We start from the raw sequence: 17253 nt of genomic DNA, 5'->3' as shown, positions 1-17253 counted from the left end.
GGCGGATCAGGGCAGCAACGGCTGCAGATCGGAGGCTGCGGATGCTGGCCAGCGCTGCAACCAGTGGGCCACCACCGGATCGGCCTGGGCAAGGCGCTGCAGCAGCGCTCCGGGCTGACCACCGCGGCGGCGCAGCAGTTGTTCGGCCACCAGCACGCCGGTGCGGCGGGTGCTGTGCACAGCCACCGCTGCCTGGGCGAGAGCCACCGGCGCCGCTGGCGCCAGGCTGGCTCCGCCGCTGAACGGCACCAGCAGCAGCAGCAGTTGCTTCAGGGCACTCAGACCGAGCTGGACTCCGCCCAGCAGTGCGTTCTGGGCCGTGACTGAGCGCAGCAACCTGCGGGCTGAGTTGGGCGCCATCGGCAGGCCATAGAGCTGGCAGAGCTGCATCACCAGGGCGGTGTCGCAGGCCAGGCCGCCCGCCAGATCGATCGCGATCAGGGGATTCATCGCCACACCGGTGGCCTTGGCGGCGGCATAGCGCCCGATCAGCCCCTGAGCGGAGCGGCGATGCTGGCGCAGCCGCAGTTGCTGGTGGGCCTGCTGGAAGCGATCCGCCAGCCTCAGGGCATGCAGGGCGAGCAGCAGCTCCCCTTCCCCGCTCAGTTGCCGGATCAGACGCTGGCTCAGCGTCGCGATGCGTGGCGGCGCCTGCTCACTGCGGGCGCGGCCTTCCCCATCCAGCACCGGCCGGCGCGGGGCGGCGGCCACGGCGGTGAGCGGCAGCTCCTTGGACAGACGCTGCTGGATGCTGCGCAGCAGAGCCGGCAGCTCCTGTTCCGACCAGCGGTCACTGCGGTTGAGCACCAGCTGCACCGGTTTGCCGCAGTTCAGCAGGGTGTCGAGGGCGTCGCGGTCGATGCGGGTGAGATCGCTGTCGATCACCAGCAGCACCAGATCGGCGCCCATCGCCACCCGGGTCGCCAGGCGGGCACGCCCGGCGGTTTCGATCTCATCGATGCCAGGGGTGTCGACCAGTTCCACGGCCGCCAGCCCGTCGATCGCCTGGGGCCAGGGGACGGCCCGCTGGCGGCGGGTGCAGCCGTGGGCCACATCGGTGGCCAGCAGCTGCTCGCCGATCAGGGCGTTGATCAGGCTGGACTTGCCGACGCCCACCCGGCCGAAGAAGGCCACCCGCAGGGTGCGGCTCTCGAGGCGCTGCAGCTGCCTGTCGAGCTGACGCAGTTCACCCGCCAGCAAGGCCTGCTCACGGGCGCCGAGACACAGCTCATTGCGCCAGCGCTGCAGCAGCTGGCGGCAGCGGACGGTGCTGGAGGGCGGTGTCGGAAGGGCCTGGCTCATCCCCCTCATGCTGCCGGCTTGCGCCACCACCCCGCCAGCACGGCGAGCACCGATTCCGCACCGATCACTCCCACGAAGCCACCGAATTCATCCACCACCACCCGCACACCGCCGCTGTCGCGGCGGAATCCGGTGAGCAGCCGGTCGGCACGGATCATCTCCGGCACGTATTCCACCGGCTCGCACAGATCCACCGGGGTGAGCAGGCCACGGTTCTCAAGCAGGGCGGTGAGCAGCCGCTCGCGGCTGGCCACCCCGAGCACCTTGTCCACCTGATCGCCGAGCACCACCCACCAGTCGGCGTTGTTGCCCAGCAGCACCGTCCGCTGTGCTTCGAGGCTGAGGCTGCCATCGAGGGTCGGTGCCGCCACCCGCGGTGTCATCAGATCGCGGGCGGTGAGGTCGTTCAGCTGAAACACCTTGCCGATCATCGCCGCTTCGTCGGCTTCGATCTGGCCTTTCTGGGAGCCGAGTCTGGCCAGCAGCCGGATCTCCTCTTCATTGGTGGTGATCTCCGCTTCGGCCGTGATCGCCGGCAGCAACCGCTCCAGCAGCAGCACCAGCGGGCTGAGCAGCAGTCCCAGCCAATGCAGCAGCGGCGCGGCCGCCAGGGAAACCGGCAGGGCGAGGCGACTGCCGAGCGCCTTGGGCAGGATCTCCCCCAGCAGCATCACCAGCACGGTGAGGCCCACTGAAAACAGGGGCAAAGCGATGCCGCTGATGCCCCGCTGCTCGAACACCCAGGCGGCGTACCCCCCCAGCATCAGGCTGCCGAAGATGTTGAAGCCGTTGTTGGCGATCACCAGCACTGACAAGGTGCGTCCCAGCCGTTGCCGCAGCTGGGCCAGACGGCGGGCTCCGGCCAGCGGACGGCTGCGGGCCGCCAGTTCATGCACCCGGATCGGGTTGACCGTCAGCAGGGCTGCCTCCACGCCGGAACAGAGGGCTGAGCCGAGCAGCACCACCACCACCAGAAGCAGCAGCACCAGCAGGTCGGAACGCATTGAGGCATGACGTGGCGATCATCGTATCGGCGAAGTCCGATCCGGTCGCTGAACTGCCATCCTGATTGGCCTGAGCAACCGCAGGTGTGATGGCGTTCGACCCCAGCATTCATGCCGTCCGGCGCCAGCGTTTTCTGGAGCATCTGGGGGAGGCGGCAGCCGTGATTCCCGCGGCACCGCTGGCCACCCATCACGCTGACTGCGAGTGGCCGTTCCGGCAGGACAGCGACTTCTTCTACCTGACCGGCTTCGACGAACCCGATGCGGTGGCCCTGCTGCTGCCGCATCGGCCCGAGGGGGAGCGGTTCGTGCTGTTCGTGCAGCCGAAGGACCCTGCCGCTGAGGTGTGGACGGGATTCCGCTGGGGAACGGAGGGGGCTGTCGAGCGATACGGCGCCGACATGGCCTATCCGCTGGATCAGCTCCCGGCCCGGTTGCCCGAGTTTCTGGCCGGTGCCGAGGCGATCGCCTTCCGGGTCGGCCGCCATCCGGCGGTGGAACCGCTGGTGCTCAGCACCTGGGGCCGTCAGCTGGACAGCTATTCCCGCAGCGGAGAGGCCGCCATGGGATTGGTGGCGCCGACGCCGATCCTGCATCGCCTGCGGTTGCGCAAGGAGCCCCATGAGCTGGAGCGGATGCGTCAGGCTTGCGGGATCTCCGCTGAAGCCCATGAGCTGGCCCGGCAGATGACCCGGCCGGGTATGAACGAAGCGGAGGTGCAGGCGGCGATCGAAGCCCATTTCCGCGCCCGCGGGGCCCGTGGACCGGCCTATGGCTCGATCGTGGCCGGCGGCGACAACGCCTGCGTGCTGCACTACACCGCCAACACCGCTCCGTTGCAGGACGGTGACCTGCTGCTGATCGACGCCGGTTGCTCGCTGGAGGACTACTACAACGGCGACATCACCCGCACCTTCCCGGTGAACGGCTGCTTCTCCGGAGAGCAGCGGGAGCTCTACGCCCTGGTGCTGGAGGCCCAGGAAGCCGCGGTGGAGACCGTGCAGCCCCAGGGAACGGCGGAGGCGGTGCACGCCACCGCTCTGCGGGTTCTGGTGGAGGGGCTGGTGGAGCTTGGACTGTTGGCAGGAGACCCCGACGGGATCATCGAGCGCGGCGACTACCGGCATCTCTACATGCACCGCACCGGCCACTGGCTGGGGCTTGACGTGCACGATGTGGGGGCTTACCGCCTCGGGGAGCAACCCGCGACGCTCGAACCCGGGATGGTGCTCACGGTGGAACCGGGGCTTTATGTGAGCGACCGGTTGGCGGTGCCGGAGGGTCAGCCGGCGATCGAAGCGCGCTGGAAGGGCATCGGCATCCGCATCGAGGACGATGTGGCGGTGACCGATGAGGGCCATGAGGTGCTCACGGCTGCGGCCCTCAAAAGCGTGGCGGCCATGGAACGTCAGGCCACCTGAAGCAGGATCCAGAACAGGAAGATCACCAGCTTCATCATTCCCTCGATGCCGGTGAGGCGGGCACGGGGATTGAGGATCATCAGGGTGAGCACCAGCAGCACCATGTTGAGGGGATCCAGGCCGAGGATCACATCCGTGCCGGTGATGGCTCCCAGCAGCAGCACCGCCGGCACCGTGAGGCTGACGGTGGCCACCACAGAGCCGTAAAGGGTGTTGATCGAGCGCTGCACCTCCCCCTGGGAGGCGGCCCTGATGGCATTGAACGCTTCCGGCGCCAGGATCAGCAGGGCCACCAGCACACCGGCCAGGGAGCTGGGCAGTCCCAGATCGTGGATACCGGTCTCGATCAGGCGGCCCATCGACTCGGCGATCAGACAGACCACCAGCAGCCCCGCCGCCAGCAGAAGCGTCGCCTGGCCCAGCGGCAGGTCGATCGGCGCCTCCGCCTTGCCGCTGCCGGCGTTCCCGTCCTGCGCTCCCTCCACTTCCGTGTAGAGGTCGCGGTAACTGCCGACCTGGGCCGTGATGAACACGATGTAGACACCGAGGGCGACCACGGCGAGCACCGCGTTCTCAGCCGGACTGAAGTTGGCCTCCGATGTGCTCGGGCTGAAGTTCGGAATCACCAGCGCCAGCACGCACATGGTGGTGATCAGGTCGAAGTAGGTGAGGGCTCCGAGCATGTTGGGGGCCGCCAGCTGGCTGGAGTCGAGGCGACCGTTGACGAAGAAGCTGCGGCTGCGCAGGGCGGCGATCACATTGCAGAGGCCTGTGACGCCGGTGAGCGCGATCATCACCACGGAGAACATCGAGTCCCGCGCCAGGGTGGGGTTGGCCTCGCCGGTGAGCATCGTGCTGGCCACCAGGGCCAGTTCGATCGTCATCACCGCCCCGGTGAGCACCAGGGTTCCATAGGGCTGGCCCACCAGTTCGGCCACCCGGTCCGCCTGGGCGGCCACACTGTTCGACAGCAGCAGCACCACGCTGCTCAGCAGCACCAGGCCGGAGAGAACCGTCGCCGTCGGCTGCACGAGCAACCAGGTCATGGTTCCGCCGAGTTCGATCGCAGCCAGGGCTCCCAGGCCGATCAGCAGCGGCAGCAGCAGGGTCAGCAGGCTGCCGGAGCGGTCGCGGCGCGCGGCCGCCTCAGGCATGGGGCAGGTCCTTGATCAACGGCAGCACGGCCCGGCTCGCCTCAAGGATGTGGTCCGCCCCGGCCTGCCGCAGTTGCTCGTGATACGCGGCGCGCTCCGTCACATGCGGTGGTGCCACCGCCAGGCTGCACCAGGGCCAGTCCGGACGCTGCAATCGTGCATGGACAACCGTGCGCACGTCGGCCACCGTGTCGCCGAGGTAGGCGATCCGTCCGGGCCGCTCGCCGGCAGCCAGTCGGTCGGCGAGGCGGATCAGGCCGGTCGGATCCGGCTTGTCCGGGGCGTCGCCCATGGCGATCAGAGGGGGATCCACCAGCCCCAGCCGTTGCTGCAGCACGAAGCGGGCGGATGGTGGTTCGGCGCCACTCACGAAGCCCCAGCGGATGCCGGCGGCGCTGAGGTCTTCGAACAGCTGCGCTTCCACCAGCAGGGGCTCATCGCCGATGAAGCCACGCCAGTTGCCCGGGTCTCCCTCTGGATCCCCACCGAAGTAGAAGCCGCTGAATCGTTCGATCAGGGCGTCGCGGTCGGGCACGCTGCCACCGCGGCGGCGCAGCAGTTCGAGGCTGGCATCCCAGTCGTTGTTCCAGGACCCCTCGGCCTTGAGCCGGTCGATGTCGCTGGCGTCCGGCCGCCAGCCGCTGTAGTGGGCCACCGTCTCCTGCAGGGCACGGCGGTAGCTGCCCGCCACATCGCGGATCACCCCGTCGATGTCGAACAGCAGGATGGTGAACGAACCCAGGGCCTGCAAGGGAAGAGCGGCTGGTAGGTTAGTTGTTTGTACTGATCTTTTGAGCGCTGACAGCATGACGGTCACCGAAGGCGCCGCCACCCCTGAACAGGACGTCGAGACGGCCGCGGTTGAAACGGCTGCTGTCGAGACGGCCGCTGCTGCGGAGGCAACGACAGAGAAGGAACCGACCGGCGAGAACGAGGGCGAGAGCCGGCCTGTGCTGCGGGGCGGGCATGCCGCGCTGGCATCCGCCACCATCGACGCCGATGGCGTGCCCTCCGGCTACACCCCCAAAGCGGATGAAGGACGCTTCCTCCTGAAGATTCTCTGGTTGCCGGACAACGTCGCCCTGGCGGTCGATCAGATTGTGGGCGGTGGTCCCAGCCCACTGACGTCGTATTTCTTCTGGCCCCGTGAGGATGCCTGGGAGACCCTGAAGACCGAACTCGAAGGCAAGAGCTGGATCACCGACAACGAACGCGTTGAGGTGCTCAACAAGGCCACGGAAGTGATCAACTACTGGCAAGAGGAAGGCAAGGGCAAGAGCCTTGATGAGGCCAAGCTCAAGTTCCCTGATGTCACCTTCTGCGGTACCGCTTGATTCTTTGCAATCAACGATCTTTCACCGGTCTGCTGTTGCAGTGGACCGGTTTTTTTGTGCTCTTTTTTGTTCTTGGCATCTTGGCCAATAAAAAAACCCGGAAGCAACGCTCCCGGGGACAAGATCAATGAACGCAAGGACGATCAGCCGGCAACTTTGCTGGCCTGCATGCGGGCGCGGGCGACATTGAGCTGCTGCTGGGCTTTCAGCTTCTCGGGAGATGCGGGCTTCCCTTCCATGCCGGCCACCGCGCTGCTGGCGGACTGGAACTCTGCCTCGGCGGAGTTGCCGTCGATGTTGCTGCCCAGTTCGGCGCCGTTCACCAGAACAGTGACCTCGTCGGCATCCACCTCAGCGAAACCTCCCATCAGGGCGATGGAACTCCAGCCGCTGTTGGTACGGACGCGAAGAACACCGACATCAATCGCCGTCAGCAGAGAGATATGGCCGGGCAGGATGCCGAGCTGGCCTGTGGTGCTGGGCAGAATCACTTCATCAGCGCTGCCGTCAAACACGTTCTGGTCCGTGGCCAGAACGCGCAGGGTCAGAGAACCGCTCATCAGTTGGCCTCAGCAGCGATCTTCTCGGCCTTGGCCTTGGCCTGATCGATGTTGCCCACCAGGTAGAAGGCCTGCTCGGGCAGGTGGTCCAGCTCACCGGAGAGGATCTGGTTGAAGCCGGAGATGGTCTCCTCCAGCTTCACGTAAACGCCGGACATGCCGGTGAAGATCTCGGCCACAAAGAAAGGCTGGGAGAGGAACTTCTCCACCTTGCGGGCCCGGTTGACGGTCTGACGGTCCTCCTCGGAGAGTTCGTCGAGACCGAGAATCGCGATGATGTCCTGAAGCTCCTTGTAGCGCTGCAGGGTCGACTGCACAGCGCGGGCGGTGCGGTAGTGGTCATCACCCACAACGGCCGGCTGAAGCATGGTGCTGGTGGAATCCAGGGGATCCACAGCGGGATAGATGCCTTTGGATGCCAGGGCGCGGTTGAGCACCGTGGTGGCGTCCAGGTGGGCGAAGGTGGTGGCGGGAGCGGGGTCGGTGAGGTCGTCAGCAGGGACGTAGACGGCCTGGATCGACGTGATCGAACCTTCCACGGTGGAGGCGACGCGCTCCTGCAGGGCGCCGACGTCGGTGCCGAGGGTGGGCTGGTAGCCCACAGCAGACGGCATGCGGCCCAGAAGTGCGGACACCTCGGAGCCGGCCTGCACGAAGCGGAAGATGTTGTCGACGAACAGCAGCACGTCCTGCTTGTTTACGTCACGGAAGTGCTCCGCCATGGTCAGTGCGGAGAGGCCCACGCGCATGCGCGCGCCGGGGGGCTCGTTCATCTGGCCGTAGCAGAGAGCCACCTTCGACTTGGAGAGGTCGTCGGAGTTGATCACTCCGGACTCCTTGAATTCCTCGTAGAGGTCGTTGCCCTCACGGGTGCGTTCACCCACGCCGCCGAACACGGACACACCACCGTGTTCCTTGGCGATGTTGTTGATCAGTTCCTGAATCAGAACGGTCTTGCCGACACCGGCACCACCGAACAGGCCGACCTTGCCGCCCTGGCGGTAGGGAGCCAGCAGGTCGATCACCTTGATGCCGGTCTCGAACACCCGGGGCTTGGTCTCCAGCTCGGTGAGCTTGGGAGCTTCGCGGTGGATGGGGGCTGTGGCGGAGGCGTTGACGGGGCCTTGCTCGTCAACAGGCTCGCCGAGAACGTTGAAGATGCGGCCGAGAGTGGCTTCTCCGACGGGCACGGTGATCGGGGAGCCGGTGTCGACGGCTTCCATGCCGCGCACCAGACCGTCGGTGCCGCTCATGGCAACGGCGCGGACGCGGTGATCGCCCAGCAGCTGCTGAACCTCGGCGGTCAGAGCGACGTCCTGACCGGCGGTGTTCTTCGCCTCGATGCGCAGAGCGTTGTAGATCTTCGGCAGTTTCCCGGCTGGGAATTCCACGTCCAGAACCGGGCCAATCACCTGGCGAACCACGCCCTTGGTGCCGGCGGATGCAGGAGCAGAAGCGACCATAAGAAGAAGGGATTCGGGAGCAGGCGCAGCGCGCTCGGGCCCATTCGGAGCGGCGCAACCATACCACTGCTGTGGTGGACCCTCCCCGGTTCGGTCACCCGCACAGTCAGGGTGCTGGTGGAGGGGCAGGGCGAATGAATACGTTGGCACTCGTTGGCATCGAGTGCTAGCTCGTGTCGATGTGTGGCGCTGCGGCGCCCTGTCCCTGCCCCTGCAAGAACCCATGGCAGCTGTTTCCCTCAGCGTCTCGACCGTCAAGCCTCTCGGTGATCGCATCTTCATCAAGGTGTCCGCCTCCGAAGAGACCACCGCCGGCGGCATCCTTCTGCCCGACACCGCCCAGGAAAAGCCCCAGGTGGGCGAAGTGGTCCAGGTGGGTCCCGGCAAGCGCAACGACGACGGCAGTCGTCAGGCCCCCGAGGTCGGCGTCGGCGACAAGGTGCTCTACAGCAAGTACGCCGGTACTGACATCAAGCTCAGCGGCGACGAGTACGTGCTCCTGTCCGAGAAGGACATCCTGGCTGTCGTCAGCTGACGCGGTTGTCCGCTGACGCCCAGCACTTTCCGATCACCCCACTTCATTCATAAGGACACGCCTTCCATGGCCAAGCGCATCATTTACAACGAGAACGCCCGCCGCGCTCTCGAAAAAGGCATCGACATCCTGGCCGAGTCCGTTGCCGTGACCCTCGGACCCAAGGGTCGCAACGTCGTGCTGGAGAAGAAGTTCGGCGCTCCTCAGATCATCAATGACGGTGTCACCATCGCCAAGGAGATCGAGCTCGAAGATCACATCGAGAACACCGGTGTCGCCCTGATCCGTCAGGCCGCCTCCAAGACCAACGACGCCGCCGGTGACGGCACCACCACGGCCACCGTTCTGGCCCACGCCATGGTCAAGGCGGGTCTGCGCAACGTGGCTGCCGGTGCGAACGCCATCACCCTCAAGAAGGGCATCGACAAGGCCTCCGATTTCCTGGTCGGCAAGATCAAGGAGCAGGCCAAGCCCATCGCTGACAGCGGTGCCATCGCCCAGGTGGGCACCATCTCCGCCGGCAACGACGAGGAAGTCGGCCAGATGATCGCCGACGCCATGGACAAGGTCGGCAAGGAAGGCGTGATTTCCCTGGAAGAGGGCAAGTCCATGGAGACCGAACTGGAGGTCACCGAGGGCATGCGCTTCGACAAGGGCTACATCTCCCCCTACTTCGCCACCGACACCGAGCGGATGGAAGCGGTGCTCGACGAGCCCTACATCCTCCTCACCGACAAGAAGATCGGCCTGGTGCAGGACCTGGTGCCTGTTCTGGAGCAGATCGCCCGCACCGGCAAGCCCCTGCTGATCATCGCCGAGGACATCGAGAAGGAAGCGCTCGCCACTCTTGTGGTGAACCGCATCCGTGGTGTGCTGAACGTGGCTGCCGTCAAGGCTCCCGGTTTCGGTGACCGCCGCAAGGCCATGCTCGAGGACATGGCGGTGCTGACCAACGGTCAGCTGATCACCGAGGACGCCGGCCTCAAGCTGGAGAACGCCAAGCTGGAGATGCTGGGCACGGCCCGCCGCATCACCATCAACAAGGACACCACCACCATCGTGGCCGAGGGCAACGAGGTGGCTGTCGGCGCCCGCTGCGAGCAGATCAAGAAGCAGATGGATGAGACCGACTCCACCTACGACAAGGAGAAGCTGCAGGAGCGTCTGGCCAAGCTGGCCGGTGGCGTTGCTGTGGTGAAGGTCGGTGCAGCCACCGAGACCGAGATGAAGGACAAGAAGCTTCGTCTTGAGGACGCCATCAACGCCACCAAGGCGGCTGTCGAGGAGGGCATCGTCCCTGGCGGCGGCACCACCCTGGCCCACCTGGCTCCAGCTCTCGAGGAGTGGGCCAACGGCAACCTCTCCGGTGAGGAGCTGATCGGCGCCAACATCGTGGCTGCGGCTCTCACCGCTCCGCTGATGCGCATCGCTGAAAATGCCGGCGCCAACGGTGCCGTCGTGGCCGAGAACGTCAAGTCCCGCTCCATCAGCGAGGGCTACAACGCTGCCACCGGTGATTACGTCGACATGCTGGCTGCCGGCATCGTCGATCCCGCCAAGGTGACCCGCTCCGGTCTGCAGAATGCCGCCTCCATCGCCGGCATGGTGCTGACCACCGAGTGCATCGTGGCTGACCTGCCCGAGAAGAAGGACGCAGCTCCCGCCGGCGGCGGCATGGGCGGCGGCGACTTCGACTACTGATCCAGTCGATCAACCTGGTGATCATCCGGCCCCCGCTTCTGCGGGGGCTTTTTTCATGGCTGCGGCCGTCAGCGCCAGCCCGTGGGCACGCGTGGGCCGAACCGTCGGCGGGCCCAGTCGTAGGTGGGGGCGAAGAAGGCGCGCATGTCGTTCAACACCGCATCCAGTCCCTCCACTGTTTCGCTCTGCTTGGGTGAGGCATGCACGACGCGGTTGAACTGAGGCGTCAGGGCAGGAGCCTCGAGAAAGTCGGTGAGCCGGTTGATCTCGCTCTGTTGGAACAATGTTTCGTAGAAGCCGTAGAAGATCTCCTCCGAGGAAAAGACCGCCTCGAGGGTCTCGGCCATCCGCTCGTAGGTGGTGCGCGACCGGCAGTTGGGTTTGCGGTAGAAGCTGCGCAGCTGGCTCACTTCCTGCTCGGCTGTGACTCTGGCTGCGTTCTGCCGTTCATGCCGCAGCCGGTTGCGCATGCGCAGTTGTGACCAAGCCCGTTCGACGGGATCGCGCATCAGCAGGATCACCCGGATCGTGAATCCCCGGGCTGTCAGCCCTTCGCGAATGAGCTCGAAGCTGCTCTGAGGAAGCATCGAGTAGGCCGGGGTGATATCGCCGACATGGGTGACTGCGGCCTCCCGCAGATGCAGGTAGTCGAAATGGTCGAAGTACAGCTCCGGTGAGAGGCGCATCGCCTCCTGCAACCGGATCAGGTCCAGCTTTCCCTTGCGGCGTCGCCGGATCATGGCCTTCGCCGGATTGTTCCTGCGCTGGGCGACCAGCTTGTTGAACACGTGGAATTCCTTGATCCCGCCGTTGCTGAACCAGGAGGTCCCCGACAGTTCCGACTCCAGCCAGGTGGTGCCGCATTTCTGGGCTCCCACCCCGAGCAGGAAGATCTTGCCGGCTTCGCAGCGGCTCAACCCAGCCAGCCGGCGCTGAGGATCACGGCGAGGCTCAGGAACACCGCCAGGCAGGTCCAGGTGGCGCGGTTGAGCGTGGCTTCGGCGCTGCTGGCGCTGCTGAACATCGAGCTGCCGCTCGCCGCCAGCCCGCCCATGCCGCCCCCTTTGGGACTGTGCAGCAGCACCAGAAGGATGAGCAGCAGGCCGGTGCCGATCCAGGTCCAGGACAGAATCGTGATGAGCATCGCGTTCAGACGGTCAGGGGGAGACGGGCGGAGATGGCGTCGCGGTCGACCCCAGCCATCGGCTCGATCAGGCTGCGGCCTGTCATCGCTTCCGGTTGAGGCAGGCTGAGGATCTCCAGCAGGGTGGGGGCAATGTCGGCCAGGCCACCATCACCGCGCAGCTGGATGGAATTGCCATGGCCGGGCAGCTTGCGCCGTTCCCCCTCCACCAGGATCACCGGCACCGGGTTGGTGGTGTGCGCGGTCCAGGCGGCACCGTCAGGACCCTGCATCAGTTCGGCGTTGCCGTGATCAGCGGTGATCAGCATCGTTCCTCCCATGCGGCCCACAGCGTCGAGCAGACGGCCGATGCAGCGATCCACCGTGGCGATCGCTTCGGTGGCGGCCTCCATCACACCGGTGTGCCCCACCATGTCGGGGTTGGCGTAGTTGATCACCACCAGGGTGTAGATCCCCTTCTCGATGGCGGTGATGCAGCTGTCGGTGAGTTGATCGGCGGACATCGCCGGTGAGAGGTCATAGGTGGCCACCCGGGGGGAGGGCACCAGGTGGCGATCCTCACCCGCCAGCGGTTTCTCGATGCCCCCGTTCATGAAATAGGTGACGTGGGGGTATTTCTCCGTTTCAGCCGTGCGGTACTGGCGCAGCCCCTGGCCGGCCACCACCTGACCCAGTAGGTCGTCGAGGGGTTCGGGGGGGAAGGCCACCACCACGGGCAGGTCCTGCTCCACCTGGGTGAAGGTGACCACATCGAGCTTCGGGGTGTGGCGGCGCTGGAAGCCGTCGTGGGAGGGCAGACACAGGGTCTGAACAATCTGACGGGCGCGGTCGGGGCGGAAGTTGAAGAGCAGCACGGCATCACCGTCCTGCATCACCACGTCCTGCAGGCGCACAGGCTCGAGGAATTCATCGGTGGTTCCGCCGGCATAGCTGGCGCTGAGCACTTGTTCCGGGCTGCTGTCGGTCCGAGGGCGATCGGGATCGGTGTAAAGGTCGTAGGCCTTTTCCGTGCGCTCCCAGCGCTTGTCCCGGTCCATGGCCCAGTAACGGCCGCAGAGGCTGGCGACGACCCCGACACCCGCGGCGTCGATCGCCGCCTGCACCTGGTTGATGTACCCCAGAGCGCTCTGAGTGGGCGTGTCGCGGCCGTCGGTGATGGCGTGAATCGCCAGGCGGCTGATGCCGCTGTCGGCGGCCCAGCGAATCAGGCCGCAGAGGTGATCCACATGGCTGTGCACTCCACCGTCGGAGCAGAGACCGAGAAGATGCAGGGTGCCGCCGTTGCTCTTCACCCGCTCGGCGAGCTCCTTCAGGGCCGGGGTGTGACGAAGCTGGTCATCGCGAACGGTGTCGCTGATGCGCACCAGCTCCTGGCGGATGATCCGGCCGGCACCGATAGTGAGGTGCCCCACCTCGGAATTGCCCATCTGCTGGTCCGGCAGTCCGACGTGGGAACCGCTGGCCTGGATCAGAGTGCTGGGATAGGCATGGCGGAGGGCCTCCATCACCGGCGTCTCAGCCGAGCGGATGGCGTTGTTGTCGGAGTCCTCCCGATGGCCCCAGCCATCAAGAATGGTGAGGACCACCGGAGCGACTGTTCCGGTCTGGCCTGAACCGCTGGTAGAGCTTTTGTTCACGTTCACCCGTGACGGTGGGTTCTTAAGACCTTTTGCAGAATCAACCTAACGCTCCATCCGTCTGCAGGCCTCACTTTCCCGGATTCACCACAACGTCACCGTTTCATGTCTTCCACGGCCGACAACGAACGGATCGAGATTTTTTCCGAGCGGGAGCTGGGGCGGACCCTGGCACGGCTGGCCACGCAGATCCTGGAGACGGTGGAGGACAGCCGCACCCTGATGCTGCTGGGGATTCCCACCCGCGGAGTCCAGCTCTCCCGTGTGCTGGCCCGCGAGCTGGAGCGGCTCAGTGGCCATGCCATCGCCCAGGGCGCGATCGATCCCACGTTCCATCGGGATGATCTGGAACGGATCGGCACCCGTTTGCCCCAGCTCACCACCCTGCCCAGCAGCGTTGAGGATCGCCAGGTGGTTCTGGTGGACGATGTGATCTTCACCGGACGGACGGTGCGGGCGTCCCTGGAGGCGTTGCAGAACTGGGGACGTCCGCAGCGGGTGATGTTGCTGGCGCTCGTCGACCGGGGCCACCGCGAGCTGCCGATTCAGCCCGATTTCTGCGGTCGGGTCGTGCCCACCCGACGCAGCGAGACGATCGAGCTGCGGTTGCGGGATGTGGACGGGGAAGAAGGGGTGTTCCTGCGGCGGCTCAGCCGGCCGACTTGAGCTCGTCGGCGCGGAAGTGGGCCTTGTAGCGACCGAAGGCCACGATCACCGGAAGCGTCGGGCTGATCACACGCCCCTTCCAGTCGTTCAGCACATTCACCACATCGCCGCTCTGGCCCTGCATGTCGAAGGCCTCGCCGCGATGTTCAGGGTGGTTGAAGACCACGACCGATGTGTCGACCGTCACCTTGTCTCCCACCTGCATGGTCGTCGCGTCGTCAGTTCGTGCATTTTGTCACGGTCCCTCCGCAGGGCGTCGCAGGCAGAAGCTCTCCGGTCCGTCCTCTTCCACGGCTCCGCCCAGGTTGCTGCAGCTTTCCTGGAACGCTTCCCAGGGATCCATGCCGCTCACGAGGCGGTCGCGCACCGCTTCATCGAGTTCGGCGCCGGCGATCACATCGGGATCGGAAGCGCCATGCTGCTGGTGTTCCTGGGTGCTGCGCAGGGCGTTGATGGCGCTTTCGATCGTGCGCCGGCTGCCGCTGGCCTGGTCCTGCCACCAGGGGTGATCGAGACGGTTGAGGCTGTCGAGGGCTTCCCACCAGCGTTGATCGGCCATCAGCTGCTCCAGCCGATCGTTCTCGAGACGGTTGCGGTTCCAGACCTCCTGCAGTTGCTCACCCAGGCGTCCGCTGCCGGCGGGCCTGCCCTGGTCGAGGGGGGCCAGCAGAGCGATGGCCGACTCCAGCTCGCCGTCGCGGAACAGCTCCAGTGCCTGTTCACGCAGGTCGTCGCGCCAGCGGTTCAGGGTCTTGCGATCCAGGCTTGCATCGCCGTGGCCTGACTGCACCAGCTGCTGCTGCAGGGCCAGGGCAGCGTGACGCTCGCCCCGATCCCACAGCCGCTGAGCCTGCTCACGGCGGCAGAGGGCCTGTTCCTCCGGAGCACCCTTCCCCAGCCAGCGCAGGGCTGCCAACTGCTCGCTGTAGCGCAGGCAGGCGTTCAGATCACCATCACGGGAAGCCTGTCGAAGCTTTCCGGGCAGCTGACCCTCCCACCAGTACGCACCGGCCGCAATGGCCATCACGACACCGGCGGTGGCAACGACCCAGAGCCGAAGCAGCAGGTGGCGTCGGGGCGCCAAGGATCTCAAGGTCACGCACTGCCACTGTTCTATGGATCTCCTGGCGTCGCTCCCATCTCCTGTGGACGGCGTGATCAGCGGACGGTTCCCAGTTGCAGGGCCGGGAGCTCGCGACCGCTGCGCAGATCGTGGATCTCGGCGATCAGTCCCGCATCCGCGTCGATGCTGATGCGCAGGCGCAGGCAGTCCTGGCCCGTTTCCCCCGGTGGATCCAGGGGCAGCACCGCAGGGTTGCCGGGCCATGGCTGGTGCCGGACCTCCCCGGCGTCGCTGCTGCGCAGGGTGGGAATCCCCTCCACGAAGACCACGTCATGACGCCCTTCGGTCTGGGGCTCCGCCAGCACCAGTTCCAGCTGCTCCTGGCCGCTGCGGCTGGCCGCCATCACCAGTTCCAGGGGGTCTGAACTGGGCCAGGGCTGACCGGCCACGAACAGGGGGTGCCAGCGGTGCGCCCCACTGCGTTGATCCCAGGTCCGCATGGACACGCCGTGTTGCAGAACATCCCGCACCTGCACCCCCGGGGTGAGCTGCAGGGCTCCGAGGGCGACCGCCTCCACCGGTGGCGGGGTGAGCAGCGGAGCCGGGGCCGTGTGTTCCTGCAGCCAGCGGCGCAGCCAGGGCAGCTGTGCACCGCCGCCCACGGCCACCACCCCCTGCAGATCCTCCAGATCGCAGCCGTTGCGGCGCCCTCCGGTCAGGGCCTCCTCCAGCAGCCGCTTCAAGGCGTCGTCCATCCCCCGCTCTTCCAGCAGCCTGTCGAGCTTCCGCCTTGAGAGCTGCAGGCTCTGTTCATCAGCGGGCTCCTGCAGGTCCTGATCCAGGCCGAGATCCGGATCGCTCAGGCGGCATTTCAGCCGCTCGGCGGCATTCAGCAGGGTTGTGGTCGGCGCGGATGAAGGGCAGCAGGCGGCCACGATCCAGCGGTCGATGTCCCGGCCGCCCAGGCGCAGGCCCGCCTTGCCCAGCACCCTGGCGGTGCGGAGTTTCTGGCGGCTGCGATCCCCGAGGCTGCGGCCGTGGAGCCGCAGCAGCTGGGCGATCGGGGCAGCCCGGCCTTCGCCCCCTTCCAGTGACACCAGCGCCAGGTCGAGGGTGCTGCCGCCGAGATCCACCACCAGCAATCGCGATCCGGCCGGCAGGCCCGCCCCGAGGGCCGCTGCCGTCGGCTCATCCACCAGGGCGATCTCCTGCACAGGCAGGGCTGCGCAGGCCTGCAGCAGCCAGTTTCGGTACGGCTGGTAGGTCTCCACCGGAGCGGTGAGCACCAGGCGTTGAATCGTCAGGGTCGGGGGCAGGCGGTCCCAGATCTGCAACAGCAGCTGTTCCCCGGCTCGTTCGGCAGCGCCCGGAACCGCTCCGGCGCCGATGCCGCGTTTGAAATCACGGGCCAGCTCCGGCTCGTTGCTGTCCGCCAGGCCAGCCTCCAGCACCTGCCGGCCGATCAGGGGCGTGGGCTCACCCGCCCACACCAGGCTGGGCACCTCACCGGGGCGAAGGCTGATGGGTGGCAGGTCCAGCAGCTGCGGGCGTGGGTCGTCCTGACGCTGGATGGCCACCACGGTCGTGGTGCTCCCCAGATCGATGGCCAGGGTCGCGAGGATTGAATTCTGAAGCTTTTCTTCTCCCACGCAGGCGAGAGCCGTGCTGATGGGCACGTTGAAGTGAGAACGAGATTACGGGGATCGGGTCAGATGGACCGTCTGCAGCAGCTGATCTTCTCCTTTTATCGCGAAGATCCCCGTGTGGAGGAGCTGCTGGAACCTTTGCGGGACTGTCGCATGCGTCGCAGCTGGGGCAGCATCCGGATCGAGTGTCTTGACATGGCCCATCTGGAGGAGGTGAGTGATCTGCTGACCTACCTGCGGTTGCCGTTGGCTGCCCTCGGGCTGGGACGACAGATCGTGCTCAGGGTTCCCGGCTCCCGTCAGCGCAGTTACCCGATGCACGTTCCGTTCACCAGCGATCAGCTGGCTTGAGATCAACCTTTAAAATCATTCATTAACTCGTGGATCAGCTGTGATTTCTGCAGGAGTGGATTCCCAGGACCTCGCCAAGCGGGGAGAAAGCCTGATCCGTCAGTCCAGCAACCGCTATCTGACCACCGTTCGGATCGCTTTCCGGGCCAAGCAACGCCGTTTCGATGACTTCGACGGGCTGCTGGAGGAATCGAGCGTGAAGCCTGTGCAGCGCGCCATTGTCGAGCTCAGCGACGAGCAGGATCAGCCCGACCTGCTGCCTGGCTGAGGCG

General features: G+C 66.1%; 19 protein-coding genes. 7 read left to right on the top strand and 12 right to left on the bottom strand.

Annotation, left to right across the window (positions count from 1 at the left end):
• Positions 1-6 precede the first annotated feature (6 nt).
• Together KR49_RS05630 and KR49_RS05625 are read right to left on the bottom strand one after the other, a co-directional pair.
• Positions 7-1302 carry a GTP-binding protein gene (locus tag KR49_RS05630; protein ID WP_043696910.1) on the bottom strand — a complete coding sequence of 432 codons (1296 nt, stop codon included), beginning with the start codon at positions 1300-1302 and terminating at the stop codon, positions 7-9.
• A 5-nt stretch (positions 1303-1307) separates the two neighbouring features.
• Positions 1308-2306: a CNNM domain-containing protein gene (locus KR49_RS05625; RefSeq protein ID WP_043692663.1), complete on the bottom strand. Its 999-nt coding sequence runs from the start codon at positions 2304-2306 to the stop codon at positions 1308-1310.
• Between the two features lie 89 nt (positions 2307-2395).
• Between KR49_RS05625 and KR49_RS05620 the strand changes: the two genes are divergently transcribed.
• Positions 2396-3727 carry an aminopeptidase P N-terminal domain-containing protein gene (locus KR49_RS05620; protein WP_043692660.1) on the top strand — a complete coding sequence of 444 codons (1332 nt, stop codon included), beginning with the start codon at positions 2396-2398 and terminating at the stop codon, positions 3725-3727.
• Here the strand turns inward: KR49_RS05620 and KR49_RS05615 are convergent.
• Positions 3715-4881 carry a calcium:proton antiporter gene (locus KR49_RS05615; protein WP_052378181.1) on the bottom strand — a complete coding sequence of 389 codons (1167 nt, stop codon included), beginning with the start codon at positions 4879-4881 and terminating at the stop codon, positions 3715-3717. The two genes, KR49_RS05620 and KR49_RS05615, sit on opposite strands and share 13 nt — an antisense overlap.
• The gene (locus KR49_RS05610; protein WP_253912828.1) at positions 4874-5632 is read right to left on the bottom strand and encodes a TIGR01548 family HAD-type hydrolase; all 759 of its coding nucleotides are present in this window, start codon (positions 5630-5632) and stop codon (positions 4874-4876) included. Before KR49_RS05610 ends, KR49_RS05615 begins: the two co-directional genes overlap by 8 nt.
• A 55-nt stretch (positions 5633-5687) precedes the next feature.
• On the opposite strand from KR49_RS05610, the gene KR49_RS05605 reads away from it, so the two are divergent.
• Positions 5688-6215: a 30S ribosomal protein PSRP-3 gene (locus KR49_RS05605; RefSeq protein ID WP_043692658.1), complete on the top strand. Its 528-nt coding sequence runs from the start codon at positions 5688-5690 to the stop codon at positions 6213-6215.
• A 143-nt stretch (positions 6216-6358) separates the two neighbouring features.
• Here KR49_RS05605 and atpC read toward each other — a convergent pair whose 3' ends face one another.
• Positions 6359-6775 carry an ATP synthase F1 subunit epsilon gene (gene atpC, locus KR49_RS05600; protein WP_043692655.1) on the bottom strand — a complete coding sequence of 139 codons (417 nt, stop codon included), beginning with the start codon at positions 6773-6775 and terminating at the stop codon, positions 6359-6361.
• The gene (gene atpD, locus KR49_RS05595; RefSeq protein ID WP_043692652.1) at positions 6775-8238 is read right to left on the bottom strand and encodes a F0F1 ATP synthase subunit beta; all 1464 of its coding nucleotides are present in this window, start codon (positions 8236-8238) and stop codon (positions 6775-6777) included. Before atpD ends, atpC begins: the two co-directional genes overlap by 1 nt.
• Before the next feature lie 223 nt (positions 8239-8461).
• Here atpD and groES point away from each other — a divergent pair, with 223 nt between their 5' ends.
• Positions 8462-8773: a co-chaperone GroES gene (gene groES / locus KR49_RS05590; protein WP_043696901.1), complete on the top strand. Its 312-nt coding sequence runs from the start codon at positions 8462-8464 to the stop codon at positions 8771-8773.
• A 66-nt stretch (positions 8774-8839) separates the two neighbouring features.
• Complete coding sequence (gene groL, locus KR49_RS05585) at positions 8840-10474, top strand: chaperonin GroEL (RefSeq protein WP_043692649.1); 1635 nt, start codon at positions 8840-8842, stop codon at positions 10472-10474.
• 68 nt (positions 10475-10542) lie between these two features.
• Here groL and KR49_RS05580 read toward each other — a convergent pair whose 3' ends face one another.
• From KR49_RS05580 to gpmI, 3 genes are read right to left on the bottom strand one after another with little or no spacing between them, the layout of a single operon-like run.
• A complete protein-coding gene (locus KR49_RS05580; protein WP_043692645.1) occupies positions 10543-11391 on the bottom strand; it encodes a sulfotransferase domain-containing protein in 849 nt (282 codons plus the stop codon).
• Positions 11388-11618 (bottom strand): preprotein translocase subunit SecG, encoded by a 231-nt coding sequence (gene secG / locus KR49_RS05575; RefSeq protein WP_043692642.1) that lies wholly within the window; start codon positions 11616-11618, stop codon positions 11388-11390. Before secG ends, KR49_RS05580 begins: the two co-directional genes overlap by 4 nt.
• 5 nt (positions 11619-11623) lie before the next feature.
• The gene (gene gpmI / locus KR49_RS05570; protein ID WP_043692640.1) at positions 11624-13261 is read right to left on the bottom strand and encodes a 2,3-bisphosphoglycerate-independent phosphoglycerate mutase; all 1638 of its coding nucleotides are present in this window, start codon (positions 13259-13261) and stop codon (positions 11624-11626) included.
• A 99-nt stretch (positions 13262-13360) separates the two neighbouring features.
• On the opposite strand from gpmI, the gene pyrR reads away from it, so the two are divergent.
• Positions 13361-13921 carry a bifunctional pyr operon transcriptional regulator/uracil phosphoribosyltransferase PyrR gene (gene pyrR, locus KR49_RS05565; protein ID WP_043692637.1) on the top strand — a complete coding sequence of 187 codons (561 nt, stop codon included), beginning with the start codon at positions 13361-13363 and terminating at the stop codon, positions 13919-13921.
• Here the strand turns inward: pyrR and KR49_RS05560 are convergent.
• The 3 genes from KR49_RS05560 to KR49_RS05550 all read right to left on the bottom strand — a co-directional run bounded on the left by KR49_RS05560 (position 13905) and on the right by KR49_RS05550 (position 16633).
• Positions 13905-14126 (bottom strand): ferredoxin-thioredoxin reductase variable chain, encoded by a 222-nt coding sequence (locus KR49_RS05560; RefSeq protein ID WP_043692634.1) that lies wholly within the window; start codon positions 14124-14126, stop codon positions 13905-13907. The genes pyrR and KR49_RS05560 overlap by 17 nt on opposite strands.
• 30 nt (positions 14127-14156) lie before the next feature.
• Positions 14157-15005 (bottom strand): hypothetical protein, encoded by an 849-nt coding sequence (locus tag KR49_RS05555; RefSeq protein WP_043692632.1) that lies wholly within the window; start codon positions 15003-15005, stop codon positions 14157-14159.
• Positions 15006-15079: 74 nt separating this feature from the next.
• Positions 15080-16633, bottom strand: a complete 1554-nt coding sequence (locus tag KR49_RS05550) for an Hsp70 family protein (RefSeq protein ID WP_043696898.1) — start codon at positions 16631-16633, stop codon at positions 15080-15082.
• A gap of 63 nt (positions 16634-16696) precedes the next feature.
• On the opposite strand from KR49_RS05550, the gene KR49_RS05545 reads away from it, so the two are divergent.
• Positions 16697-16981, top strand: coding sequence for a hypothetical protein (locus tag KR49_RS05545; protein WP_043692629.1), 285 nt, complete (start codon positions 16697-16699; stop codon positions 16979-16981).
• A gap of 40 nt (positions 16982-17021) precedes the next feature.
• Positions 17022-17249, top strand: coding sequence for a DNA-directed RNA polymerase subunit omega (locus KR49_RS05540; RefSeq protein WP_043692626.1), 228 nt, complete (start codon positions 17022-17024; stop codon positions 17247-17249).
• Positions 17250-17253 lie beyond the last annotated feature (4 nt).

It is taken from the genome of Synechococcus sp. KORDI-49, from assembly GCF_000737575.1.
GTDB lineage: Bacteria > Cyanobacteriota > Cyanobacteriia > PCC-6307 > Cyanobiaceae > Parasynechococcus.
This window is presented reverse-complemented; position numbering and strand designations above follow the sequence as displayed.

What these genes read in the sequence shown, in the direction of transcription:
- atpD (WP_043692652.1), bottom strand. Translation starts at nt 8,238, where the DNA reads ATGGTCGCTTCTGCTCCTGCATCCGCCGGCACCAAGGGCGTGGTTCGC.
- KR49_RS05605 (WP_043692658.1), top strand. Translation starts at nt 5,688, where the DNA reads ATGACGGTCACCGAAGGCGCCGCCACCCCTGAACAGGACGTCGAGACG.
- KR49_RS05630 (WP_043696910.1), bottom strand. Translation starts at nt 1,302, where the DNA reads ATGAGCCAGGCCCTTCCGACACCGCCCTCCAGCACCGTCCGCTGCCGC.
- KR49_RS05615 (WP_052378181.1), bottom strand. Translation starts at nt 4,881, where the DNA reads ATGCCTGAGGCGGCCGCGCGCCGCGACCGCTCCGGCAGCCTGCTGACC.
- groES (WP_043696901.1), top strand. Translation starts at nt 8,462, where the DNA reads ATGGCAGCTGTTTCCCTCAGCGTCTCGACCGTCAAGCCTCTCGGTGAT.
- atpC (WP_043692655.1), bottom strand. Translation starts at nt 6,775, where the DNA reads ATGAGCGGTTCTCTGACCCTGCGCGTTCTGGCCACGGACCAGAACGTG.
- secG (WP_043692642.1), bottom strand. Translation starts at nt 11,618, where the DNA reads ATGCTCATCACGATTCTGTCCTGGACCTGGATCGGCACCGGCCTGCTG.
- KR49_RS05545 (WP_043692629.1), top strand. Translation starts at nt 16,697, where the DNA reads ATGGACCGTCTGCAGCAGCTGATCTTCTCCTTTTATCGCGAAGATCCC.
- KR49_RS05625 (WP_043692663.1), bottom strand. Translation starts at nt 2,306, where the DNA reads ATGCGTTCCGACCTGCTGGTGCTGCTGCTTCTGGTGGTGGTGGTGCTG.
- groL (WP_043692649.1), top strand. Translation starts at nt 8,840, where the DNA reads ATGGCCAAGCGCATCATTTACAACGAGAACGCCCGCCGCGCTCTCGAA.
- KR49_RS05620 (WP_043692660.1), top strand. Translation starts at nt 2,396, where the DNA reads ATGGCGTTCGACCCCAGCATTCATGCCGTCCGGCGCCAGCGTTTTCTG.
- KR49_RS05560 (WP_043692634.1), bottom strand. Translation starts at nt 14,126, where the DNA reads ATGCAGGTGGGAGACAAGGTGACGGTCGACACATCGGTCGTGGTCTTC.
- pyrR (WP_043692637.1), top strand. Translation starts at nt 13,361, where the DNA reads ATGTCTTCCACGGCCGACAACGAACGGATCGAGATTTTTTCCGAGCGG.